The 24340-nt window shown below is 39.5% G+C and carries 22 protein-coding genes; 2 read left to right on the forward strand and 20 right to left on the reverse strand.

Translation table 11 applies throughout. The annotated features are described in order from the left end of the window. Window positions 1-30 precede the first annotated feature (30 nt). Window positions 31-927 (reverse strand): lipoyl synthase, encoded by an 897-nt coding sequence (lipA, locus tag NSQ61_RS11320; protein ID WP_063387093.1) that lies wholly within the window; start codon window positions 925-927, stop codon window positions 31-33. Window positions 928-1123: 196 nt separating this feature from the next. On the opposite strand from lipA, the gene NSQ61_RS11325 reads away from it, so the two are divergent. Then, window positions 1124-2119, forward strand: coding sequence for a M23 family metallopeptidase (locus tag NSQ61_RS11325; protein ID WP_340808104.1), 996 nt, complete (start codon window positions 1124-1126; stop codon window positions 2117-2119). 871 nt (window positions 2120-2990) lie between these two features. On the opposite strand, the gene NSQ61_RS11330 is transcribed toward NSQ61_RS11325, so the two are convergent. Genes NSQ61_RS11330 through NSQ61_RS11340 form a run of 3 tightly spaced genes read right to left on the reverse strand, consistent with a single transcriptional unit; the run spans window position 2991 to window position 5649 of the window. Beyond that, window positions 2991-3299 (reverse strand): YunC family protein, encoded by a 309-nt coding sequence (locus NSQ61_RS11330; RefSeq protein ID WP_063387095.1) that lies wholly within the window; start codon window positions 3297-3299, stop codon window positions 2991-2993. Between the two features lie 57 nt (window positions 3300-3356). Then, window positions 3357-4766 carry a bifunctional metallophosphatase/5'-nucleotidase gene (locus NSQ61_RS11335; protein WP_339211061.1) on the reverse strand — a complete coding sequence of 470 codons (1410 nt, stop codon included), beginning with the start codon at window positions 4764-4766 and terminating at the stop codon, window positions 3357-3359. Next, complete coding sequence (locus tag NSQ61_RS11340; protein WP_063387097.1) at window positions 4759-5649, reverse strand: DUF72 domain-containing protein; 891 nt, start codon at window positions 5647-5649, stop codon at window positions 4759-4761. Before NSQ61_RS11340 ends, NSQ61_RS11335 begins: the two co-directional genes overlap by 8 nt. Before the next feature lie 471 nt (window positions 5650-6120). Between NSQ61_RS11340 and NSQ61_RS11345 the strand changes: the two genes are divergently transcribed. Further along, on the forward strand, window positions 6121-6465 hold the full coding sequence (locus NSQ61_RS11345; RefSeq protein WP_340807022.1) for an SMI1/KNR4 family protein: 345 nt from the start codon (window positions 6121-6123) through the stop codon (window positions 6463-6465). 1039 nt (window positions 6466-7504) lie between these two features. Here the strand turns inward: NSQ61_RS11345 and sufB are convergent. From sufB to NSQ61_RS11425, 16 genes are all read right to left on the reverse strand, one after another. Beyond that, window positions 7505-8902, reverse strand: coding sequence for a Fe-S cluster assembly protein SufB (gene sufB, locus NSQ61_RS11350; protein ID WP_063386926.1), 1398 nt, complete (start codon window positions 8900-8902; stop codon window positions 7505-7507). Window positions 8903-8933: 31 nt separating this feature from the next. After that, a complete protein-coding gene (gene sufU, locus NSQ61_RS11355; RefSeq protein WP_063386927.1) occupies window positions 8934-9368 on the reverse strand; it encodes a Fe-S cluster assembly sulfur transfer protein SufU in 435 nt (144 codons plus the stop codon). Next, window positions 9358-10578 carry a cysteine desulfurase gene (locus NSQ61_RS11360; RefSeq protein WP_063386928.1) on the reverse strand — a complete coding sequence of 407 codons (1221 nt, stop codon included), beginning with the start codon at window positions 10576-10578 and terminating at the stop codon, window positions 9358-9360. Before NSQ61_RS11360 ends, sufU begins: the two co-directional genes overlap by 11 nt. Further along, on the reverse strand, window positions 10578-11888 hold the full coding sequence (gene sufD, locus NSQ61_RS11365) for a Fe-S cluster assembly protein SufD (RefSeq protein ID WP_063386929.1): 1311 nt from the start codon (window positions 11886-11888) through the stop codon (window positions 10578-10580). Before sufD ends, NSQ61_RS11360 begins: the two co-directional genes overlap by 1 nt. Before the next feature lie 17 nt (window positions 11889-11905). Next, entirely contained in the window at window positions 11906-12691 is a 786-nt protein-coding gene (gene sufC / locus NSQ61_RS11370; RefSeq protein WP_340807025.1) for a Fe-S cluster assembly ATPase SufC, read from the reverse strand. A gap of 1033 nt (window positions 12692-13724) precedes the next feature. After that, complete coding sequence (locus NSQ61_RS11375; RefSeq protein WP_339194483.1) at window positions 13725-14570, reverse strand: MetQ/NlpA family ABC transporter substrate-binding protein; 846 nt, start codon at window positions 14568-14570, stop codon at window positions 13725-13727. An 18-nt stretch (window positions 14571-14588) separates the two neighbouring features. Next, window positions 14589-15257: a methionine ABC transporter permease gene (locus tag NSQ61_RS11380; protein ID WP_063386933.1), complete on the reverse strand. Its 669-nt coding sequence runs from the start codon at window positions 15255-15257 to the stop codon at window positions 14589-14591. After that, the gene (locus tag NSQ61_RS11385) at window positions 15250-16275 is read right to left on the reverse strand and encodes a methionine ABC transporter ATP-binding protein (protein ID WP_063386934.1); all 1026 of its coding nucleotides are present in this window, start codon (window positions 16273-16275) and stop codon (window positions 15250-15252) included. The genes NSQ61_RS11380 and NSQ61_RS11385 overlap by 8 nt, the downstream gene beginning before the upstream one ends. Before the next feature lie 265 nt (window positions 16276-16540). After that, the gene (locus tag NSQ61_RS11390) at window positions 16541-16855 is read right to left on the reverse strand and encodes an SCP2 sterol-binding domain-containing protein (RefSeq protein ID WP_340807026.1); all 315 of its coding nucleotides are present in this window, start codon (window positions 16853-16855) and stop codon (window positions 16541-16543) included. Between the two features lie 114 nt (window positions 16856-16969). Continuing rightward, entirely contained in the window at window positions 16970-17281 is a 312-nt protein-coding gene (locus tag NSQ61_RS11395) for a thioredoxin family protein (RefSeq protein ID WP_117016983.1), read from the reverse strand. Between the two features lie 16 nt (window positions 17282-17297). After that, a complete protein-coding gene (locus NSQ61_RS11400; protein WP_063386937.1) occupies window positions 17298-17648 on the reverse strand; it encodes a toprim domain-containing protein in 351 nt (116 codons plus the stop codon). A 149-nt stretch (window positions 17649-17797) separates the two neighbouring features. Beyond that, window positions 17798-18181 (reverse strand): glycine cleavage system protein GcvH, encoded by a 384-nt coding sequence (gene gcvH / locus NSQ61_RS11405; protein WP_063386938.1) that lies wholly within the window; start codon window positions 18179-18181, stop codon window positions 17798-17800. Between the two features lie 63 nt (window positions 18182-18244). Continuing rightward, the gene (locus NSQ61_RS11410) at window positions 18245-18604 is read right to left on the reverse strand and encodes an arsenate reductase family protein (RefSeq protein WP_066249190.1); all 360 of its coding nucleotides are present in this window, start codon (window positions 18602-18604) and stop codon (window positions 18245-18247) included. A 219-nt stretch (window positions 18605-18823) separates the two neighbouring features. Next, on the reverse strand, window positions 18824-20563 hold the full coding sequence (locus tag NSQ61_RS11415; RefSeq protein ID WP_063386989.1) for an acyl-CoA dehydrogenase family protein: 1740 nt from the start codon (window positions 20561-20563) through the stop codon (window positions 18824-18826). Window positions 20564-20696: 133 nt separating this feature from the next. After that, on the reverse strand, window positions 20697-21872 hold the full coding sequence (locus NSQ61_RS11420) for an acetyl-CoA C-acetyltransferase (RefSeq protein WP_063386940.1): 1176 nt from the start codon (window positions 21870-21872) through the stop codon (window positions 20697-20699). Window positions 21873-21890: 18 nt separating this feature from the next. Further along, complete coding sequence (locus tag NSQ61_RS11425; RefSeq protein WP_340807030.1) at window positions 21891-24272, reverse strand: 3-hydroxyacyl-CoA dehydrogenase/enoyl-CoA hydratase family protein; 2382 nt, start codon at window positions 24270-24272, stop codon at window positions 21891-21893. Between the last annotated feature and the right edge of the window lie 68 nt (window positions 24273-24340).

A 24340-nucleotide genomic window follows, 5' to 3' on the forward strand; every position in this document is an offset into this window, starting at 1 on the left:
CGTCAAGAAATTCTTGACGGCTCTGTGGCTTTAAGCTTTTGCCTGCCGCTGTTTGGCTGCCTCATTTACTTGTTCATCAGCATGATAAGACGAACGGACTAACGGACCTGCCTCGCAATGGCTGAATCCTTTTGACAAAGCAATTTCTTTTAATTCTGCAAATTCATCTGGATGGTAAAATTTTTGAACTTTTAAATGTTTTTTCGTAGGCTGCAAATATTGTCCGATTGTGATGATGTCAACATGATTTGCACGAAGGTCGTCCATCGCTTCGATAATTTCTTCTTTCGTTTCCCCAAGCCCGATCATAATGCTTGATTTTGTCGGAATATCCGGATTGATTTCTTTTGCTCTCCGCAAAAACTCCAAAGAACGTTCATAGGTTGCACGAGCGCGAACCCTTGGGGTTAAGCGCCGAACAGTTTCAATATTATGGTTTAAAATATCAGGTTTAGCGTCCATTAATGTTTTTAAATTTTCGTACACTCCGCCCATGTCAGATGGAAGAACTTCTATTGTAGTAAATGGATTTTTTTTGCGCACAGCACGAACCGTTTCAGCAAAAACGGCTGCTCCGCCATCTTTCAAATCATCACGGGCAACTGCAGTGATGACAACATGCTTTAAGTTCATAATGCGGACGGAATCCGCTACACGCTCCGGCTCTTGCCAATCAAGCTCGGTTGGCAGTCCTGTTTTCACTGCACAGAAGCGGCATGCGCGTGTACAAACGCTTCCTAAAATCATAAATGTTGCCGTTCTTCTCACTGCCCAGCATTCATGAATATTGGGGCATTTCGCTTCTTCACAAACCGTATGAAGCTTTTGCTCGCGCATCAATTTTTTTAACCCTGTGTAATTCTCGTTTGTATTTAATTTTATTTTAAGCCATTCAGGTTTTCGTAAACTTTCTTCTTTTTGAGCCATTTTTCATCATCTCCAATATGTAATCATTAAAAAAATAAAGATGATACACTATAGTCAATTTAACATAAGGAAAGATATTGGACAAGAAAAAGGAATTTTATATTCCTTCAATTTCCAGCCATTGAAACTTTACTTTTTTCTTACACTAAGACATGACATGATGGAAAGGAGTTTATCAATTGTGGTTCTCAGAAAAATGTTATTATTGGCTGCACTTTTATCTTTATTTTCCAGCCATGCCAATGCGTCCAGTCAATTAACTGAACAACAAATAAATCATTTGCGAATGAGCCTGTATAAAAAGGTGGAAGCCATCACCCAGATTCCTTGGTATGTATTGGCTGCGTGCGACCAATACGAACGAAACGTCAGAAAAATAAAAAATGATATCCCAAAACAAAAAGGAGTTATTGGCATTTACATTCCTCCTGATAAATGGGCTGGGACAGCCAATCCGAATTTGAACGACCAAAATCCGGTTAGCATTCAGCTATTTGGGGGAATCGGAATGGATGGAAACGGCGACGGCAAAGCGCAAATGGATCATGATGAAGATGTCTTATATAGTTTTGCACATTTTTTATCAAAATATGGTAATGATATAGAAAATTTAAAAATTGGTTTATGGTCTTATTATCACCGTGATAAAACGGTCGGAATTATTTTAGGTCATATGAAATTGTTCAAACATTTCGGGCATCTGCAATTAAACGAGCATGCTTTTCCTCTTCCCGTCAGAACTGATTACAGCTACCGTGACACATGGGGAGATGCGCGCGGATGGGGCGGCCGGAGAATTCATGAAGGCACAGATATATTTGCACATTATGGCGTACCGGTTCGTTCCACTTGCTACGGAATTGTCGAAATGAAAGGCTGGAATCGCTATGGGGGCTGGAGAATCGGTATTCGGGACATTCAGAATACGTACCATTATTTTGCACATTTAAACGGCTTTGCCAAAGACATTCACGTTGGACAAATCGTAAAACCGGGGCAAATCATCGGTTCTGTCGGAAGCAGCGGCTACGGCCCTCCAGGAACATCTGGCAAATTCCCGCCGCACTTGCATTACGGGATGTATAAAGACAACGGTAAAACCGAGTGGTCTTTTGACCCTTATCCGCATTTAAAACTATGGGAACGGCTTGAATGGCAAAAAGAAAAAAATCGAGTAGGAGGGAGCGATTAACTCCCGTCCTCTCACACCACCGTACGTACGGTTCCGTATACGGCGGTTCAATTAAGATAATTGACGCAAGTCTTTATAACTTCCGTGAATAGCTGTTCTCTTTATGCCAGTGGTCACTCCACCCTCCAAGAGATCTCCCACGGGATTCACCGCTTCCTCCCTCAAGTGAGGTACTACGTTTTCTGTGTTCATCATGACTCACTGAATGCCAAGGGCTATTCTCTCTTAATTGTTCGGTCCTTCTTAGTTGTTCTAGACCAACTAATACTATGACCTCTGCTGACTTCTGACTGTTCAGCTATCTATCACTAGATAGGTTACCAAGGTTACTTGGCGTGCCAGCCAGACCTCCCCGGGTAAGAGTGTAATCTTTCCTTCCATCCATCTGCTTCATTTACTCTGTATCACCTTCGGCAGAAAGGGCTTTGTTTTGTCTTGCAAACTCACCCAGTGATACCTAGCCTCATATGAAGTTCGTGTTCCTCAGACCGGAAGTTTGCCGCTCGCTTCCTTCAGATTCCGCGTCACCACGGACACCCTTGCGTTAAGCTAACTGCTACTTCTGCCTTCGCAGCTCGGGACTTTCACCCTATAGATTACACCCATGCCGGGCGCACAATAAAGAGCCCGCACCAACTCAGGAACGGGCTCTTTATGAATCAATTTTATGTTTTTTACTCGACTGAATGGCAATTACTTGCGACTATATCGCTGATCAAATGATAGAAAATACTTTTTCATGTCTGTTGAAAAATCCATTAAGGAATACATCTTATTTAAATTCATAGATGGTACGTTTTGGAAACTTCTTTCATCTGTACACTATAGATGAGCAATAATCATTCTTTTATAAAAAGATAATGGTTGTTTTTTATTTTTCTACCATTTTCAATAGTGCTTCTTTGCCTGTCATCCCTGCTTTAATGCCAATTGCCTCCGCTTCTGTTGTGACTGATTCCAATGGGGCTTCAAGAAGCTGCTCAATTGTCCTCACTCCGACAGCGCGGCCGGCAATAATTTTTCTCTCTTTTAATTTTTCATTCAATAAGGCTACATCAAGCGCACCGCACATAATATAACCTTTTTCGGCTGTAACAGCCATGAAATTCGTTTTTGGCAGCTGAATGGTAATGGCGGTAAATTGATGATCACCAATTTTAACCGGCGATACAGATACCATAAAATACCCTCCTTCCCTACTTCACTTTATGAAAGGAAAGGAGATGTTGACAAAAATTTATTGATGGATTTGCAGGAACTGTTTCGATAATTTCCAAGCAAGTACATCTCTTAGCAATTCAGGCATGAAGTATATTTTATTCTTTACACGGCTTAATTGCGGATATAATGGACCTAATGTAAACATATCAATAGTTGCCACTGCATACACATGATTTTGATCAAGATGTTTTCCATTTACAAAGATCTTTTTCACATGTTCCTTGCCATCTTCCAACGTTTCCATGACCGTTTCAATGCCGTCAAAAACCATACGCCCCATTACTTTGCCTCTGAAGCCTAATCCTTTAAGCTTCAATTGCTCCATTTCTTTTGTCCGTGCTTGTAAAATAACTTCTTTTAATTGATCGCCTTGAACCATGATTTTACAAGGATTAATCGGATGAGGACAAATCCGGTGCAAATCGCCTTTTGTGACGAGTCCTTTCGGAAGCGATTCAAGCAATACTCCGGCATTCACCATGGAAACTTCCCCATCGCACCATTCTTTTAAAGCGGAAGCCAACAGCTTTGCAAATGGTGAATCTGAAAACCAATCAATCCGTAATTCTTCTTTTAATTCCACAACAACTTCGTTAAGTTTTTGAGCACTTTCAGCTTTTTTTTGATCAAGCCACTTTATGGTAAAAACATCTTCTTTTTCAATCGTTTTCGTTTCAATAATCTCCGCTTTTTTATTTACCAGCTTCTTTTGAGCAGAGTCGATCTTAAGTTCAATATGTCCAAGCCACTGTCCAAACTTTCCTGCTCCCGCCAAAAGCGTATTGCCTACAAGCTTTCCACGATCAAGCACATGATGTGTATGGGCTCCTAATATAACATCGATATCAGGAAATTGTTGAGCAATCCATTCATCATCGGATATTCCAAGGTGTGATAAAAGAATGATAACATCTGCTTTGCCCCGGATTTCCTCCAATGTTTCTTTTATATTTGCCATCGGTTCTGTTATCATCCACCCTAACTGACGGTAAAATTGCTCAAAGCAAACCGTTACGCCTAAAATACCGATTCGGACTCCATTTTGTAAATGTTTAATCACATAAGGCTTTGCCCATTTTGGTCTAGTACCGTCTAAGTAAAATAAATTAGACACAATGACCGGGAATTGTGCATGATTATACAGCCGATCCAATGCTTCAAAAGGAAGAGTAATTCCTTCATTATTTCCAATCGTTATTGCATCTGGTGTTAAATGATTCAGCAGCTCAACATTTGCGACTCCCCCGGTCGCTTCAGTAATTGGGTGAAAGCGATCGACGTGATCGCCGATATCGAATAAAAAAACAGTTTCGTTTTTACTTTTATGAATATGTTTTTTTGTTTTTAGATAATGAACGATTTTCGGCCAATTTTCAAAATGACTGTGCAGATCATTCGTATGATATATATGAACCGTCTCAATCAAAGTCGCTCTCTCCTTCAGTGGGATACTTTTCAAAACACTCAAATAAATCAAGCTGCCTTGGCGCTAAATCATGATATGTAATTCCTAACTTTTTCATCAGTTCTTTTCCATTGTCCGCCGCGTCTCCGCCCGAGTTGTTGTTGAAAATGAGATAGAGATCTTTTGTTTGCTTTTTCAGCATTTTTATGTGTCCTTTCCATTCATCAAGCTCTTGTTCATTATATCTATATAAATATCGTACTTCACGCCAATTCCCTTCTTTTGGCCTCAGCCATCCATGAACATTTCGTCCATGAAATCTTACCAAGGTCTTTTCTCTATTCGTGCAATATAATACGGTCGGAACTGAATTTTCCCCTGCCTGCGGCTCATCACAAATGGTGTGAATCCACCCTTCCTTCTCCATGAATTGAAGCGTTTTTTCATAATATGTAGGAAGGAACCAGGAGCGGTGGCGAAATTCTAGTGCACAAGGGGCATCCTTCATTTGCTCTTTGCACCATCGCAAGAAATCAACATTTTCTCTTTTGCAGTGAAACCAAGGGGGAAATTGAAAAAGAACCATTGCCAATTTATTCGCTTCTTGAAAGGGCTGAATCATTTTATAAAAAGCAGCGAACATTTCTGAGCGGCTTTCGAAAGATCCTAAGCCTGTTTCGTGTCCAGTCATTCCTTTATAAGCCTTTACAATGAATTGAAAATTTTTGGGCGTCTCGTTCACCCATTTTCGAACGTTTTTCTCAGGCTGTATCGAATAAAAAGTGGAATCGACCTCAACAACAGGAAAATGTCCTGCATAAATCGTTAATTTATCATTCGATGATGTCCCGGATGGATAGAGAGAATCATGATCTCCCCAACCTGTCAAGCCTATGTAAATCATTTCTTACTCCTATCAATGTAGTCTTTATATACTCATCATAATACAGCATCGAAAAAGATTCACGATTTAAGCACTTTTTTGTTATAAAAGGCTGGCAGTATTTTTGGACATTGTATTTATAACAACAATAAAAATAAAGAGTTTTGCAACAAAAAAGTTCAAATATCTCATCCTGTACAGTTGCTGATCGAAGAAACAGGTAAAGTAAAGATGTTATAAGGATCTATGATCAGGAAATAATTCACAGATTCATCATTTACAACTTGAAAAAGCTGATGCCGCCAATTGGACTACTTCAGATAGAAAAAATTACAGAAAATGGTATAATAAACATATAAGAGCACAGTTTGCCAAATGATAAAATACACCGTATTCGACAATTTTAGTAACCTCATACAACTGTAAAAGGATTTCCACAGAAAGATTGTTAGTCCTTGCTGGATGAATGATAAAAGGAGTGATAGCCACAACATGTCAGTACGAATCAAAATGACTTTAGATGCTTTGAATAAAAGACTAGATGAAAAGAATATGCTGGTTGTTCAAAATGAAGAAGGATTTTTAGGAAAACTACAATTTCGTTTCAATCCCCCTGCAACAGAAGAAGAAATCAAGAAGCTGCCTTTTAATATTCCTAGTGACTATGAAGACTTTCTGAAAATATGTAATGGTGCTACATTATTTGATGATCCTGAAAACGGAGGTGGACTGCAATTATTATCTGTCGAAGAGATACTAGAGGATTATCAATATATTGATTATCCTCCAGATTGGTTTCCTATTGGATATGGCTACGATGGCTGCGGCTCATTATAGCTTTAGCTCCCGAAAGAAAAGGATATCTTTATTGGCTTGACAACGGCGGAAGTTTGGACGATCCGTTTGGGTTTCTAAACCTGACTTTTGAAAAATGGTTTGATTACTTTATAGTAGCCCAAGGTAGTAAGTTTTGGGAATGGACATGGGATTTTAATAGGTAAATTATCGCTTAGGGGCTAAATATATTTTGATCGTATAAATGAGTTTGCTTCTTCTTTATGAAAGGATCTCATTAAAAAGGATGCGGCTTCAGAAAATGACGCGCAATACATATTGAGGTGGTCTGTGTTGAAGATCGTGAAAGAAGCCGTGATTGTTTCTCTTGCACTCCATAATTATATATTTTAGGAACAGTTATATTTGGCCAACATCTTATACCCCTAATATGATGAATTTTTATCAGGAGATGAAATTACTGCAAATAATATAGCATTTGGTTTTATCAATCCATTATTTTTCTTGTTATCTTTTATTCTCCTTGCAGCGATTTGCGGCTCGGTTTTATTTTTGTATGAGAAGATGTTCAAGCCTCATAGAAAAACGTAAGCCATCATTTATGGTGTTCTAGAGGAGAGGGGCAAGCGAAATTTTAAAGCCTTCTGATTCTTCTTTCTCACAGCCACTATTGGCATTGGGGAAAAGCTGTTATGCAATGTAAACTTTAGAAATAGTCCGGTGAGTGACGTTTCCTGCTTGTGACCGCCACAGAAGTGTGCAAACATACAAACTCCCTGTTCTTTCTTTACATGATGCTCTCCTTTAGCTGGAGCGAAAGATTAAGATACTAAAGCATAAAAATACCGCTGACACATATCTCCATGTGACCAATAAAATTGAGGACGAGGCACTGGAGTTGTATTAACGGTATACAAACATGAATATCTAATTTTTGTGGGTGAATTGTGGGACTGTCCTCAAATCCCCATTGAAAACAAAAAATTATAAACACCGATATATCAACGTTTCTAAAACATTAATGGGGGCGTCAATAAGCCGTAAAAACGACTTATTAGACACCCCCTTAGTATTATAAGGATTATCCAATACTTCCTTCCATTTCAAACTTGATGAGGCGGTTCATTTCAACGGCGTATTCCATTGGCAGCTCTTTTGTGAATGGTTCAATGAATCCCATAACGATCATTTCGGTTGCTTCCTCTTCAGAAATGCCGCGGCTCATGAGATAAAATAGCTGCTCTTCAGATACTTTCGATACTTTTGCTTCATGTTCCAAAGATATATTATCGTTTAGGATTTCATTATATGGAATCGTGTCGGAAGTTGATTGGTTATCCATGATTAATGTGTCGCATTCAATGTTTGCACGTGCTCCATCTGCTTTCCGACCAAAATGGACAATACCTCGGTACGTTACTTTTCCACCTTGTTTCGAGATCGATTTCGAAACAATCGTAGATGAAGTATTCGGCGCTAAATGAAGCATTTTCGCTCCTGCATCTTGATGTTGACCTTTACCGGCAAGGGCAATGGACAATGTCATGCCCCGTGCACCTTCACCTTTCAATACGACTGCAGGATATTTCATAGTTAATTTCGAACCGATGTTTCCGTCAATCCATTCCATTGTTGCATTTTCTTCACAAACCGCACGTTTCGTTACTAAGTTATACACATTGTTTGCCCAGTTTTGAATCGTTGTATAGCGGCAATAGGCTCCCTTTTTCACAATGATTTCTACAACAGCACTGTGCAGCGAGTTAGTTGTGTAGACAGGCGCCGTACATCCTTCAACATAATGAACGTGGGCACCTTCATCAACTATAATTAACGTACGTTCAAATTGTCCCATGTTTTCTGAATTAATTCGGAAATATGCTTGCAAAGGCGTATCAACTTTTACTCCAGGCGGAACGTAAATAAATGAACCCCCTGACCAAACTGCAGAGTTTAAAGCGGCAAATTTGTTATCAGTCGGCGGAACGACCGTCGCCCAATATTTTTTAAAGATGTCCTCGTTTTCTTTTAAGGCGCTGTCTGTATCTTTAAAAATGATGCCCATTTTTTCAAGGTCTTCTTTCATATTGTGATACACAACTTCTGATTCGTATTGGGCAGAAACACCTGCTAAATATTTTTGTTCCGCTTCAGGAATTCCGAGCTTATCAAAAGTGCGTTTAATTTCTTCTGGAACTTCATCCCAAGAACGTCCTGAGTGTTCAGAAGGTTTTACGTAATAAGTAATTTCATCGAAATCTAAAGCAGACAAATCGCCGCCCCATTGAGGCATTGGCATTTTATAAAAATGGTCTAAAGCTTTCAAGCGGAATTGCAGCATCCACTCAGGCTCATTTTTCATTTTCGAAATTTGTTCAACAATTTCTCTTGTCAATCCGCGTTCTGCTCGGTATATAGAAACGTCTTTATCGACAAAGCCATACTTATAATCGCCTATTTCAGGCATTTTTTTCGCCATACTTTCTCACTCCAATCTAATTTAAATTTTATCACTCGACTTCAGATCGCACACCTTTTTCCATCGCTTTCCAGGCAAGCGTTGCACATTTGATTCGAGCTGGAAATTTTGAAACGCCTTGCAATGCTTCAATATCTCCTAAATCAATATCATCATCGTATTCCTTGCCTTGCATCATATCGGAGAAGATTTTAGAAAGCTTAAGAGCATTTTCAATCGTTTGTCCTTTGATCGCTTCGGTCATCATGGATGCCGATGACATCGAAATGGAGCAGCCTTCCCCTTCAAACTTCGCATCGATGACTTTTCCATCCTCAATTTTCATTGTCAAATGAATTCTATCACCGCAGGTTGGATTGTTCATGTCAACCGTAACGCTGTCTTGAAGAGAGCCTTTATTTCTAGGATTTTTATAGTGATCCATAATGACTTGACGATACAATGTGTCAAGATTATCAAATGACATTGCCGAAATACTCCTTTGTTTTTTGAATTGCGCGAATGAATAAATCAATTTCTTCTTCAGTATTATATAGATAAAAGCTCGCCCGTGCTGTCGCTGATACTTCTAAGCATTTCATCAATGGCTGGGCGCAATGGTGCCCGGCTCGGATCGCAATACCTTCCGCATCCAGAACAGTTGCCACGTCGTGAGGATGAATGCCTTCGAGGTTGAAGGTAACGAGCCCAGCCCGTTCTTTCGGTCCGTAAATTGTCATGCCTTCAATATTTGAGCATTGCTCCAATGCATATTGGGCAAGTCTATGTTCATGATTGAAAATATTCTCAAGTCCAATTTCTTCTAAAAAGTCAATTGCTGCGGCTAATCCAACTGCTCCGGCAATAATTGGTGTACCAGCTTCAAATTTCCATGGGAGCTCCTTCCATGTAGATTCATATAAACCGACAAAATCAATCATCTCTCCGCCGGTTTCAACCGGTTCCATATTTTCGAGCAGCTCTTTTTTTCCGTATAGAACACCGATTCCTGTCGGAGCACACATTTTATGTCCCGAGAAAGCAAGAAAATCACAATTTAAATCTTGAACATCAATTTTCATATGTGGTGCTCCTTGAGCAGCATCTACGACAAGAACAGCTCCATTTTGATGAGCAATTTCGCCTATTTCTTTTACTGGATTGATCGTGCCAAGAACATTGGATACGAGCGCAATCGAAACAATTTTCGTATTGGCTGTAATCGTATTTCGAACATCACTTAACGAGATAGTTCCGTCTTCTTTTAGTGGTATATATTTTAACGTAGCTCCTGTTTCTTTTGCAACTTGCTGCCATGGAATTAAATTGGCATGATGCTCCATGTACGTAATGACAATTTCATCGCCTTCATTTAAATTGGCCCTTCCATAGCTCTGTGCCACCATATTTAGACCTGTTGTTGTTCCCCGTGTAAAAATAATTTCCTGGACGGATTTTGCGTTAATAAATTGACGAACTCTTTCCCGTGAACCTTCATAGGCATCTGTAGCTTTTGTACCAAGTGTATGAACACCGCGATGCACATTTGAATTGTACTCGCGGTAGTATTTTGTGATTGCATCAATGACGACATTTGGCTTTTGCGATGTTGCAGCATTATCCAAATAAACTAAATCGCGGCCGTTGACCTTTTGACTAAGGATCGGGAACTGTTTGCGAATTTCTTTAATATCCATTACCGAACTTTCCTTTCAATAACCTCTGTCAATTGGTTTTTTACACTTTCAATCGGCATTTGTCTTACAACAGGATCTAAAAATCCATGAATAATTAATCGCTCAGCCTCCGATTTTGAAATTCCTCTGCTCATTAAATAATAGAGCTGAATCGGGTCAACACGCCCCACAGATGCGGCATGGCCGGCGACAACATCATCTTCATCAATGAGCAAAATCGGATTTGCGTCTCCTCTTGCCTTTTCACTTAACATTAAAACGCGGGATTCCTGCTCAGCATTCGATTTCGATGCACCGTGCTCAATTTTGCCGATGCCGTTAAAAATGGACGTCGCACTGTCTTTCATAACACCATGTTTTAAAATGTTGCCTTCGGTATGTTTGCCAAAGTGAACGACCTTCGTCGTAAAGTTTTGAATTTGGCTTCCTCTCCCAACAACAACTGTTTTTGTATCGCCTATAGAACCGTCTCCGACAAGATTTGTTGTGTTTTCAGAAATCGTATTGCCGTCATTCATTAATCCTAATGCCCAAAGAATTTTTGCATCGCGTCCAGCAACCCCGCGGCGGTTCACATATGTTGTGATGTTTTCAGTCAGATTGTCAACCGCACCGTAGGAAACTTTCGCATTAGTATTGGCGATAACTTCGGTAATTAAATTAAACACAGCACCCTCTGTTTCGGTGGTCGAGATGTAGTTTTCGACATACGTAACAGAACTATTATCATCCGCAACGATGATCACATGATTAAACAAATTGGCTTCAGGGTTTTCATGTATAAAAACCGCCTGAAGAGGCTTTTCCACTTCTACATTTTTCGGCACATACACAAAGACCCCGCCGTTTAAATAGGCTGCGTGCAAAGCTGTCAGCCGATGTTCATCAATTTTTACTCCATCTTTCATAAAATATTGCTTAAGCAAGTCTCCGTGTTCCTTCGCAGCCGTGTGAATGTCAGTAAAAATAACTCCTTTTTCTTTCAAATCTTCAGAGACTGTCAAAAAGGCAGGTGTATTGTCACGTTGTATATAAAGATTTTTATGTTCTTCATCTGCCTCAATAAGCGTTTTTACTTCTTCCGGCAGCTCATCAAGAGAAGATAGAGTGCTGCTGGAAACGACATGTTTAGAAAACTGTGAGAAATTCCATTTGTCGATTTTGGTTTTATCCGGCTTTGGCAATGGAAGCTCTTCAGCTTTTGCAAGAGCAAGCAAGCGAAGATCTTTCAGCCAGTCCGGTTCTCCTAACTGTTTGGAGAAATTTTCTATATATTTCTGGTCAAACGGTAGTTTCGTTTCTACAGTCATTTTGATCCTCCTAACGCTTACGCTTCTTGCCCTACTGTTTCGTCTTCGATGCCTAATTCCTTTTTAATCCAGTCATATCCTTCTGCTTCAAGACGCTGAGCTAGTTCTGCTCCGCCGGATTTCACGATTCTTCCTTGCATCATAACATGAACAAAATCTGGTGTAATATAGTTTAACAGACGTTGATAGTGTGTAATAATCAGGCAGCCAAACTCAGGGCTCCGCATTTCGTTGATACCTTTGGAAACAATTTTCAACGCATCAATATCTAAGCCTGAATCAATTTCGTCCAAGATGGCAATCTTAGGCTCAAGCATCATTAATTGAAGTATTTCATTCCGCTTTTTCTCACCGCCCGAGAATCCTTCATTTAAATATCGCTGCGCCATCCCTTGATCTATTTCAAGAAATTCCATTTTTTCATCCATTTTGCGAATAAATTTCATTAAAGAAATTTCGTTGCCTTCGCCTCGGCGGGCGTTGATAGCTGAACGCAAGAAATCAGCATTTGTGACTCCGCTGATCTCACTTGGATATTGCATGGCAAGAAAAAGTCCTGCACGCGCACGCTCATCTACTTCCATCTCAAGCACATCTTGTCCGTCGAGAGTTATGGATCCTTGTGTCACTTCATATTTTGGATGTCCCATGATCGCGGAGGAAAGAGTTGATTTTCCTGTTCCGTTCGGCCCCATGATCGCATGAATTTCTCCGCCTTTTATTTCAAGGTTCACACCTTTTAAAATTTCTTTCCCTTCTACGGAAACATGCAAATCTTTAATCGTTAATGTAGATCCTGACATAACCAATACCTCCATTAATCTATAGGTCAAATATTAATATCATTCTCAATTTATTCTCATTATTATTTTATAACAAATTAAAAGTGAATACAACCTTTTAATATCTCACAACATTATTCATATTACCAAATTTTTAGGAACAAAGTATATAGTCATCTTAGTATCATTCAAACAAACTTGTTGTATGTATTCAATAAAAAGAAAAACCAGTCTTTGCCGACTGGCTGATTTAGTTTAGCGTAGACAAAAACAATTTCCCTTTCAGATTAGCTGTTACAATTTGGCTGCTGCGGTAATTTCGTTCTCTTTTTCTTTCAACCTTCATTCGCTTCTTATGTGTTCTCCTATATTCGTTATATCCCATTCCGTGAAATTGATGCATTGCTTTTTCCATTTCAGACGTAAATTTAATGTCTATCATTTCTTGGTTTAAATAAATAATGAACCAATCCTTTCATTTTTTATACAATTTAATGTTAGCAATGATTACAGCTTGCAAGCAACCTGCTGTATCGCTGATTAAAACAGCTTAAAACCCATTTTAAGCCAATGAGAAAGGATTAAAGGTTCAATCTTACAAATGCTCCAAAATACTGAAAATTACATCTTTATTTGTTTTTCATGCAAAACATTCCGTTCTAAATGCGGCCGCTAAGCTCATCACAAGTCCTTCTTCGAAAGCTGGTGCAAATCCTGCTGCTTCATATATTTCCTTTCGGCTGCATTCCCGCTGGAGAGAAAAAAATACAATATTCATCTTGCATTTGACACTGATCTTTCATGCTATTGATAGCTCAACCTTTTTGAAACAAGCAATTGTAAAATTATGTTGAGTAAATGCCCCATTCCCTTTCTTATGTTCTGCTGAAGCGCTTAATCGAAATGAACAGCACTTTCTATTTGCTTTTTTGGCGGCATAAATTTCACCTAAGTTCGTACGTTTTTTCTCAAATGAATTTTTGTCCAAACAATACCAGCTCAGCTTGGTCCAAAAAAAGAAGCTGCGCGTAAATATGCACAGCTTCCCAATTGATTATTCAGCAGGAATAACGGAGCCTTGATAATTTGTTTGAATAAATTCTTTAATTTCATCTGATTGTAACACTTCTACAAGAGCTTTAATTTTTTCAGAGTCTTTATCTTCACTGCGGACAGCAATGACGTTTACATACGGATTGTCTTTTGGCGATTCAAGAGCAATGGCATCTTTTGATGGGTCAAGTCCTGCATCCAGAGCAAAGTTCCCGTTAATTAATACAGCGTCGCCTTCATTGTTTTCATAAGCTTTCGTCAACATTGGCGCTTCGATGTCTGTTTTGAATTTCAAATTCTTTTTGTTTTCTGCTATGTCATCAACTGTCGCTTTCGTTTTATCAACGCCATCTTTCAGCTTAATTAAACCTTTTTCCTCCAGCATTGACAGCATGCGTCCATGGTCAGCAACTGAGTTACTCATGATAATAGTAGCTCCATCCGGAAGCTCCTCTAAAGATTTATATTTTTTTGAATATACGCCAATTGGCTCAATATGAATTCCGCCGGCATTGACAAAATCATATCCATGTTCTTGTTTCTGTGCTTCAAGGTAAGGGATATGCTGGAAGTAGTTTGCATCAATATCCTTTTCCGCTAAAGCTTTATTCGGCAATACATAATCAGTGAATTCTTCAATTTTCAATTTATATCCTTTTTTCTCAAGAAGCGGTTTTGCTTCCTCTAAAATTTCTGCATGTGGAACAGGTGATGCGCCAACTTTAATTACCTCATTTTTCTCATTGTCAGAGCCGCCGGAGCTGCCTCCCTGATTACTTCCACCTCCGCAAGCAGAAGCAAATATCATCGTCGCACCTAAAACAGTCGCTAAAAGCCATTTTTTCATATTATTCTCCTCCTTCGTTTAACGCTTATCAATTGCTCTTGTAATCATATCGCCGATCAATTGGATGATAAATACAATAATCAATATGAGTACAGTTGCAACAAATGTTACATCACTATGATTACGCTGAAATCCTTCTAAATAGGCAAGGTTTCCAAGACCACCGGCACCAATGGCGCCTGCCATGGCTGTATAACTTACCAATGCAATTGCTGTGACAGTTATTCCTGAAACTAAAGCAGGCATCGATTCTGGAAGCAGTACCTTAAAAATAATTGTGCTCATTGTAGCTCCCATCGATTTTGCAGCTTCAATCACCCCCTTGTCAACTTCCCTCAGTGCAATTTCCACCATCCTTCCATAAAAAGGCGCAGCACCAATGATGAGTGCAGGAAGTGCAGCATTAGCACCTAAAATGGTACCAACAATTGCTTTTGTAAAAGGAAGCAGCAAAATGATCAAAATAATGAAGGGAATTGATCGAAATACATTGACAACTGCTGCAACAAACGAGTGGATAAACCGATTTTCCCACATGTTCCCCTTTGACGTTAAAAACAATAAAAGACCTAAAATAATTCCGAGAAAAAATGTAGCAAATACAGAAACAGCTGTCATATAAACCGTTTCATAAGTTGCATCAATGACTTTGTCCCATTTTACATTTGGCAACAATGTCTCAAACATTCGCAATCACCTCCAGCTCCACTTGTTGATTGCGAATAAATTCAATGGCTTGTTCAACTGTAGTTTCATCTCCATCAAAATGGATGATTAACGTTCCGTAGGATCCACTTTGAGTTTGTGAAATTTTCCCTTGCAAAATATTAACCTCTACATCGAACTCTTTAATGATTTTTGAAATCATAGGCTGCTCCGCTCTGTCTCCTACAAAGGTAAGTTTGACAACCTTTCCATGCTTGTACTTTTCAAGCAGGTAATCAATCGTTTCCATTGTTTCATCAGGTTCTGTAACTTGTTTAACAAATCGTTTTGTAATGTTAGCCTTCGGATTTCGGAAAACCGTCAACACATCACCATGTTCAACAATCTTCCCGTTTTCCATCACAGCCACTCTATGACAAATTTTTCGAATTACATGCATTTCATGGGTGATCAAAACAATCGTTAAACCTAATCGCTTGTTAATATCTACAAGCAAATCTAGGATGGAATCAGTCGTTTGAGGATCTAAAGCAGAAGTCGCCTCATCGCACAAAAGAACTTTCGGATTGTTCGCAAGAGCTCTTGCAATGCCGACTCTTTGTTTTTGTCCTCCGCTCAATTGCGAGGGATATGCATCTTCTTTTCCTTCTAAACCTACTAGTTTAATAAGTTCATCAACTCTTTTGAGCCGATCGCTTTTCTTCATGCCGGCAATTTCTAATGGAAAAGCGATGTTCTCCCGCACTGTTCTTGACCACAATAGATTAAAATGCTGAAAGATCATACTAATCTCTTTTCTGGCGGATCTCAGTTCTTTTCCTTTAATTTGGTCTATTCTTTTTCCCGCCACTTCAACTGTCCCATTTGTTGGCTTTTCAAGACCATTTAACAAGCGTATTAATGTACTCTTCCCAGCACCGCTGTATCCGATGATCCCAAAAATTTCTCCGCTCTGGATTTGAAGATCAACTTGATCGACAGCTTTTACTTGGCTATGATTCGTATGATAAATTTTTGTAACACCGTTGAGAGAAATCATGTTTACACCTTCTTTCACACATGCAGCAGCTTCGGTTTAATACTAAAAGCCTTCCTGCACAGCTGCAGAAAGGCACGATTACATTCAATTGACCTTCCTTTTTTTCAACGCAATTGTAGACAAAGCTTTATTGTACATGTGCACCCGCTATTTTTCTATTAAAACATTATTTTAAACAATACAAACTAACTGGGAGAGATTGTACCATTCAACAAACATTGTGTCAATATATTCTTTTCCGATATATTTACTCTATTTTAACCTGTTAGGCCAATAAAGACAAGACAGATTCTAATCTTAAAATATCCCGAAATCTCCCCTCAACTTTTACTGCTTTCAATTTCATTAGTTGTTGGAGCTTTAGCTGGCCTGTAATGAGCTCTTCCATTTGCTCTTCATTTCCTATAATTTTTACATCAATGGATTCGATATTTCCATCAACTCGTCTTAATCCTTCCAAATCCAATTGATAACAATAAATGCTTTGGCCAAACTCAAAAGCAATAAACATAGGATCTGCCGGAAATAAAGGCTTTAAAAAATGATGATCATTTGCCTTTTCTAATAAAAAATCAAACATTGACAACCCCCCAGCAAATATTTTATTTTACTCATTCTTTCTAGCTTTCCTTCTTCCTGCTGGGAGTTGTCGACGCTTTCTAGAAAAAACTGACATATTTCTCAGGAAATATAATTATGTGGTAGAAAAACTTTTTAACTTTTGATGTAAATAGTCAATAGAATGAAACGCATATATTTTTTCGGCAATTTGTCCTTTTTCAAAGATCAATAAACATGGGACACTTTCAATTTTCCATTTTTCAGCAAATTCAGGGATATAATTCAAATCTTTCGTATATATGTTTATGGAAGGAATGATTTTTTCTACAATTTCCAGCATGCTTTTAGCTAATTTACACGTCCCGCAAAAAGGTGTATATAAAAATATAATGGTTTGCTCTTCATCGCTAATCGCATCTAATTGCTCTTTTGTTATTTCAATCATTGAACACACTCCACATTTATGATAAATATCTTGCATGTACATCAATATTTGCTCTCAGCAAAACGGCGGCAATATGCTGTTCAGGTGCGGATGCAACTTGACGGTACATTTTGTCTATATATAAATGGTTGGCTTCCGGAAGCTCCCGCTTAATTTGTTTTCTCAATTTTTCTCCTGCTTCATCCGCATCGACTAAAATATAAACATCCTTGAAAAATAAGCTTTCCGCCAATTCATCGAGCTTGGACAAGCTTAACGTGCCATTTGTACAAATAATCTCAGCAGGTTCATTAATAATTTTCTCTACTTTTTTCTTATCAGACTTTCCTTCAACAATGATAACTTTCTCAATCTCTATCAGTGCCATTGTTATCACCTGCTTATAGATGCTTTTTGATATATACTTATTCTAAATGAAGTGGTTGATTCCTTCACACAAAATACTTTGATTGTCCGCACTTTTCCATTAATAAAGAAAAGGAAACCCCCTTCTCAAAGGGAGACGGGGGTTTCATATTAGTCTTCTTTTACCATTTCTTCATATTCTTCAGCTGTCATTAATTTTTCAACATCTTGAATGTCATTTGGTTCAACAACAATCATCCAAGCCTTTTCATAAGGAGATTCATTTACATATTCAGGATTGTCATCCAATTCCTCATTCACTTCAACAACTTTTCCGCTGATAGGGGCATAAAGCTCAGAAACTGTTTTCACTGATTCAACGCTACCGAAAGGTTCGTCAGCGACTATTTCATCTCCAACTTCTGGAAGTTCAACAAATACGATGTCACCGAGTTCAGACTGCGCAAAATCAGTGATCCCAATTCTTACTTTGTCACCTTCCACCTTTACCCATTCATGCTCTTCAGAATAACGCAATTCTTTTGGTGTATTCAATGTCATTCCCTCCAATTATCATTTTTATATAAGAATTCTATTTAAATAGAATCTTTTCTAAATTTAATTTCCCCAAATCTTCTCAAATTCCTCTTCTTTAAAGCCAACGGTCACCTTTTCCCCATCGGTAACAATCGGCCGCTTAATGAGCATACCGTCTGATGCAAGCAAATCAAAGAGCTCCTCATCTGTTGCTGTTTTTACTTTTTCTTTTAAACCTAATTGACGATATTTTTGACCGCTCGTGTTAAAAAACTTTTTTAACTCCAATCCGCTCTTTTCATAAAAGGATTTTAACTCTTCTTTAGAAGGAGGATTTTCCACGATATGTATTTCACGAAAATCAATTCCGTGATCTTCCAGCCATTTTTTCGCTTTTCTGCAAGTTCCGCACTTCGGATACCAGTACATTGTTAAAGCCATTCCTTCTCACCTCCTTCATACAACACCAATAATATTTTATCATATCCGAATTGGACAAACATAATAACTTGATCAATAAATTTTTGGAGCTGTCCAGAAAGTCAAATCCCCATTGAAAACAAAAGATCATAAACACCAATATATCAACGTTTCTAAAACATTAAAGGGGGTGTCAATTAGCCGTAAAAACGACTTATTAGACACCCCTAAGTCCCGCAGCTATACTATATATTTTTCCTCTTCAATCACTCTAGCTGCAATTTGGCGTTTTTTCTTAATGACATTTACAGGGATTTGTCGCATCAATTTTTTTAGAGCAGAGAGAAGAATCCGCAAGTCGTCTCCTTCCTCGATCGCAACAATCGTTTCTTTTGCATTCGCCTCTAATTCCTGAAACGCTTCTTGCACAAACACTTGTGTATAAAGAAGCTTCTGTTTATTCTTTTCTTCTCCTGAGTTCACAATGGCCTTTTCTGTGCGCAAAATAGCGGATTCCATCGCATAAACGTTATTTACCGCATCCGCGATATTTGCAAGAATCTCTTGTTCCTGCTGCAAGGATTGGCCAAATTTTTGAGCTGCAGCACCTGCCAGCAAAAGCGTCACTCTTTTCGCTTGTTTCAACAAATATTTTTCTTGCTCCAATACGCCATCGCCGATTTCTTCCGGCATCCATGTCAACAGTTCTTTTTGAAGGCTTTGTGCTTTTTGAAGAAGAGGTAGCTCCCCTTTCATTGCTTTTTTCAAAAACATTCCCGGAACAAGCAAGCGGTTGATTTCATTCGTTCCTTCAAAAATGCGGTTAATTCTGGAGTCGCGATAGGCCCTTTCCACTTCATATTCCGCCATGTATCCGTATCCGCCATGAATTTGAACTCCTTCATCCGCTATATAATCAAGCGTTTCAGAACCGAATACTTTGTTTAATGAGCATTCGATCGCATATTCAGCAATCGATTGGGCAACAGCATTTCCATCCTTTTGCTCTTCAGGTGTTAAATAACTCATCCGGTCATCAAACAATCCAACCGTTCGATAGACTGAGCTTTCCATTGCATAAAGCTTCAGCGCCATATTGGCCAACTTTTCTTGGATTAACGGAAATTGGGCTATCGGCCGTCCAAATTGTTTCCTTTGCACCGCATATTTGACCGACAATTCGATGATGCGCTTGCAGGCTCCGATTGCCCCGACGGCTAATTTGTATCGTCCGATATTTAAAATATTGAAGGCAATTTTATGCCCTTTGCCGATTTCCCCTAAAACATTTTCTTTTGGCACTAAAACGTTGTCTAAGATCAATGTCCTTGTTGAAGAGCTTTTGATCCCCATTTTCTTTTCCTCAGGACCTGTTGAAACACCCGGAAAATCTCTTTCAACAATAAATGCTGTGAAATGTTTGCCGTCCACCTTTGCATACACGATAAAAACATCTGCAAAAGCTGAATTTGTGATCCATTGTTTTTCTCCGTTTAAAATATAATGTGTTCCTGCCTCATTTAGCTTCGCTGTAGTTTTTGCACCAAGAGCATCTGATCCTGATCCTGGTTCCGTTAATGCATATGCAGCGATTTTTTCACCGACTGCAAGGCTGGGCAAATATTTTTTCTTCTGTTCTTCATTTCCAAACAATACAATTGGAAGCGAGCCAATGCCTACATGGGCTCCAAATGTAATTGAGAAGCCCCCTGCGCGGGAAAATTGTTCTGCAATAAGAGCAGAGCTTACTTTATCAAGACCTAGTCCGGAATATTCTTCTGGAATATCTGCGGCGAGCAGACCAAGTTCGCCAGCTTGCTTCAGCAATTTCACCGAAATATCAAATTCATGGTTTTCAAGACGGTCAATAAAAGGAACAACCTCGTTCAGGACAAAATCTTCAGCTGTTTTCGCAATCATTTTATGTTCTTCTGTACAGTCTTCCGGCGTGAAGATCCGATCAAAAGGAATTTCTTCCATGATGAAGCTTCCGCCCTTTATATAGGCCTCTGTTTTGTTTGCCACCCAATATTCCCCCTTTTGGATTCATAAATAAGTTCGAAGACTCCATGTCATTTTCCATCATGTTTAGAAAACCTAACCTTTTGGTTTTTTATAGAAGCTCGAAAACTCCCGCTGCACCCATTCCTCCGCCGATACACATCGTCACCAATCCAAATTGTTCATTTCTTCTTCTCATTTCGTGGATAAGAGTTAATGTCAATTTTGCACCTGTACATCCAAGAGGATGTCCAAGAGCTATGGCACCTCCGTTTACGTTTACTTTCTCTTCGTCTAATTTGAGTTCTCTAATTACTTGAATCGCTTGTGAAGCAAATGCTTCGTTTAATTCAATGAGTCCAATATCGGAAAGTTCAAGACCCGCTAATTCAAGCGCTTTTGGCACCGCAACGACAGGACCTATTCCCATCACTTCAGGCGGCACTCCTCCTACAGCAAAAGAACGGAATTTGGCCAGCGGCTTTAGCTGAAGCTCTTCCGCTTTTTTTCGATCCATTACCATAACGGCAGCCGCTCCGTCGCTCATTTGCGAAGAATTTCCCGCCGTTACAGATCCGTTTACTGCAAATACCGGTTTTAAAGATGAAAGAACCTCTTTTGTTGTTTCTGGTCGAACCCCTTCATCTTGGCGAAATATTGTTTTTTTCTCCTGCAGCTTGTTATTAGCATCAACTGTTCGGTTCGTGATTTCTACAGGAACGATTTCTTCAGCAAATGCTTCGTTTTGAATTGCTAAAGCTGCTTTTTGGTGGCTCCGCACAGCAAATTCATCTTGTTCCTCTCGACTGATATTGTATTTTTGTGCGACCTGCTCGGCTGTATGTCCCATGCTCATGTAATATTCAGGCGCTTCCTCGGCAAGCTTTGCATTTGGTCGCAATACATTTCCAGTCATTGGAACAAGACTCATTGATTCTGTTCCTCCTGCGATAATGACTTCCGCATGCCCAAGCATGATCCGTTCAGCTGCATAAGCAATAGCCTGCAGCCCTGAAGAACAAAACCTGTTAATGGTTATTCCCGGCACTGTATAGGGGAGCCCTGCCAGCGCCGCGATATTTCTTGCAATGTTTAAGCCTTGTTCTGCCTCAGGCATAGCACAACCAATAATGACATCATCAATATGTCCGTCATAGCTTCCGGCCCGCTTCAATGTTTCCTTTACTACTAATGCTCCTAAATCATCCGGTCGTATGTTGGCTAATGCCCCTTTTTTTGCTTTTCCAACCGGTGTCCTAGCACCAGCGACAATGACAGCTTCCCTCATTTTTCTAACTCCTTTCTGTCAGTTGCGCAGCGGTTTTCCTTTTAACAGCATGTGCTGCATCCTGGCTTGTGTTTTCGGTTCACCTATTAAACTTAAAAATGCTTCCCGTTCCAAATCGAGCAAATATTGTTCATCTACCTTTGTCCTGTATGGAAGCTTGCCTCCCGCAATCACATAGGCTAATTTTTTAGCAATCTTTACATCGTGCTCCGAAGCGTATCCCGATAAATAAAGATTTTGTGCCCCTAATATCATGGCGGCATATCCGGTCTCGCCAACTACCGGAATTTTTTTGCGGACAGGAGGACGGTATCCGCTTTCATATAAAAACAGCGCTTTTTGCTTCGCATCATACAGCAGGTGATCTTTATTGATGGTTATGGCGTCTGTCGGTTGAAGAAACCCGTTTTGCTGCGCTTCCTGTGCGGATTTGGACACCTTAGCCATGGCGATCGTTTCAAATGTTTTATTTGCGACCTTTTGCAAATCAATTTCAATATCATTGCCGATTTGGTCAAGAATTTTTATATACAGTTCTTTGTTTCCTCCCCCGCCCGGGATCAGTCCAACACCTGTTTCAACTAGGCCAATGTAAGTTTCCATAGCTGCTTGAATGCTTGAGGCAGGCAAACATACTTCCGCGCCGCCTCCCAATGTCATATGAAAAGGGGCCGCTACAACCGGCTTCGGACTATATTTAATTTTCATCATCGCTTGCTGGAACTTTCTTATCATCAGCTCAATTTCAAAATAATTTTCATCCTGCGCCTCCATTAACATAAACGCAAGGTTTGCGCCTACACAAAAGTGTTTTCCTTCATTGCCGATGACTAGCCCTTTATAATTTTTATCAACTTCGTCGATGGCAAAATCGATCATTTGCACAATATCATAGCCGATCGCATTGTTTTTCGAATGAAACTCGAGCAGTGCGATATCATCGCCGATATCGATTAAGCTTGCCCCGTTATTTTCTTTAATGATTGATTTTTCATTTTTCAACGATTGCACATGAATTTGTTTCATATTTGTTTGCAGCAGTCTGTACTCGCCCCGATGATAAAAATAAGTAGCGCCTTCGCTTTGCTTATAAAACGTTTCATTTCCATCCTTCAGCATTTGCTTGACCCATGCTGGCACTGTTCCGCCCTGCTGTTCAATGATTTCAACCGATCGTTTTATCCCGATTGCATCCCACATTTCAAACGGTCCAAGCTCCCAGCCAAATCCCCACTTCATCGCTTGGTCAATGTCAACGATCGTTTCGGCAATGCTGTCCAGCTGTTCTGCGGAATAAAGGAGCGTTGGAATAAGAATTTTCCAAATAAGAGTGCCTGCACGGTCGTTCGAATAAACAACTGCTTTTAACTTCTCCCCGGTGCCTTTTTCACGTCTCGCTATTTCGATAGAATCGGCACGAAGTTTTTTTCTATTTTCATATTCCATCGTATTTACATTTAATTCTAAAATTTCTTTGCCCGTTTTTTTGTAGAATCCTTGCCCGGCTTTTGATCCAATCCAGCCGTTTTCATGCATTTTCTTCATAAAATCCGGGACACGAAAAATTTCTTTTTCTTCGCCATCCACTCTTTCATATACGTTGTTTACGACATGAAAAAACGTGTCTAAACCGACTACATCAAGTGTGTGGAATGTGGCGCTTTTTGGTCTGCCGATCAAAGGCCCTGTCACGGAATCAACTTCTCCGACAGAATAATTCCCTTTCAGCATTTCACGTACGGTTACAAGAAAACCATATGTTCCAATGCGATTGGCAATGAAATTCGGTGTATCCTTTGCGCAAACAACCCCTTTGCCAAGAACATCTTCACCAAATCTCTTCATAAATGCTACAACTTGTTCGTCAGTATCTTTTGTTGGAATAATTTCGAGCAGCTTCAAATAGCGTGGCGGGTTAAAAAAGTGAGTGCCTAAAAAATGTTTGCGGAAATCTTCTGAGCGGTTTTCTGACATCGAATGAACGGAAACTCCAGACGTGTTTGTGCTGATAATGCTGCCTGGCCGCCGCCATTTATCCACTTTTTCAAAAACTTTCTGTTTAATATCGAGCCTTTCCACAACTGCTTCAATCACCCAATCAGCTTCAGCAATTTTCTCAATGTCATCATCAAAATTCCCGATCTCAATTCGCTCTATATTTTCTTTTGCAGTCAATGGAGCAGGAGTCTGCTTCTGCAGTCTTTGCACGGCCTTTTGAGCATAACGGTTTCGAACGATTGGATCTTTCAGCGTCAATCCTTGCTGTTTTTCTTCTGCCGTTAGTTCTGTCGGTACAATATCCAGGAGTAATACATGAATCCCGACATTCGCTAAATGTGCTGCAATTTGGGATCCCATCACTCCTGATCCGAGTACTGCAGCTTTTTTTATTTGACGCACAATTTCAAATCCCCTTTCATTTGAATGAACATTCATTCATTTTTTTCTGTTTTACTAAAGTATAAAAT

The sequence above is a fragment of the Aeribacillus sp. FSL K6-1121 genome (assembly GCF_038003725.1).
Lineage (GTDB): Bacteria > Bacillota > Bacilli > Bacillales > Aeribacillaceae > Aeribacillus > Aeribacillus composti.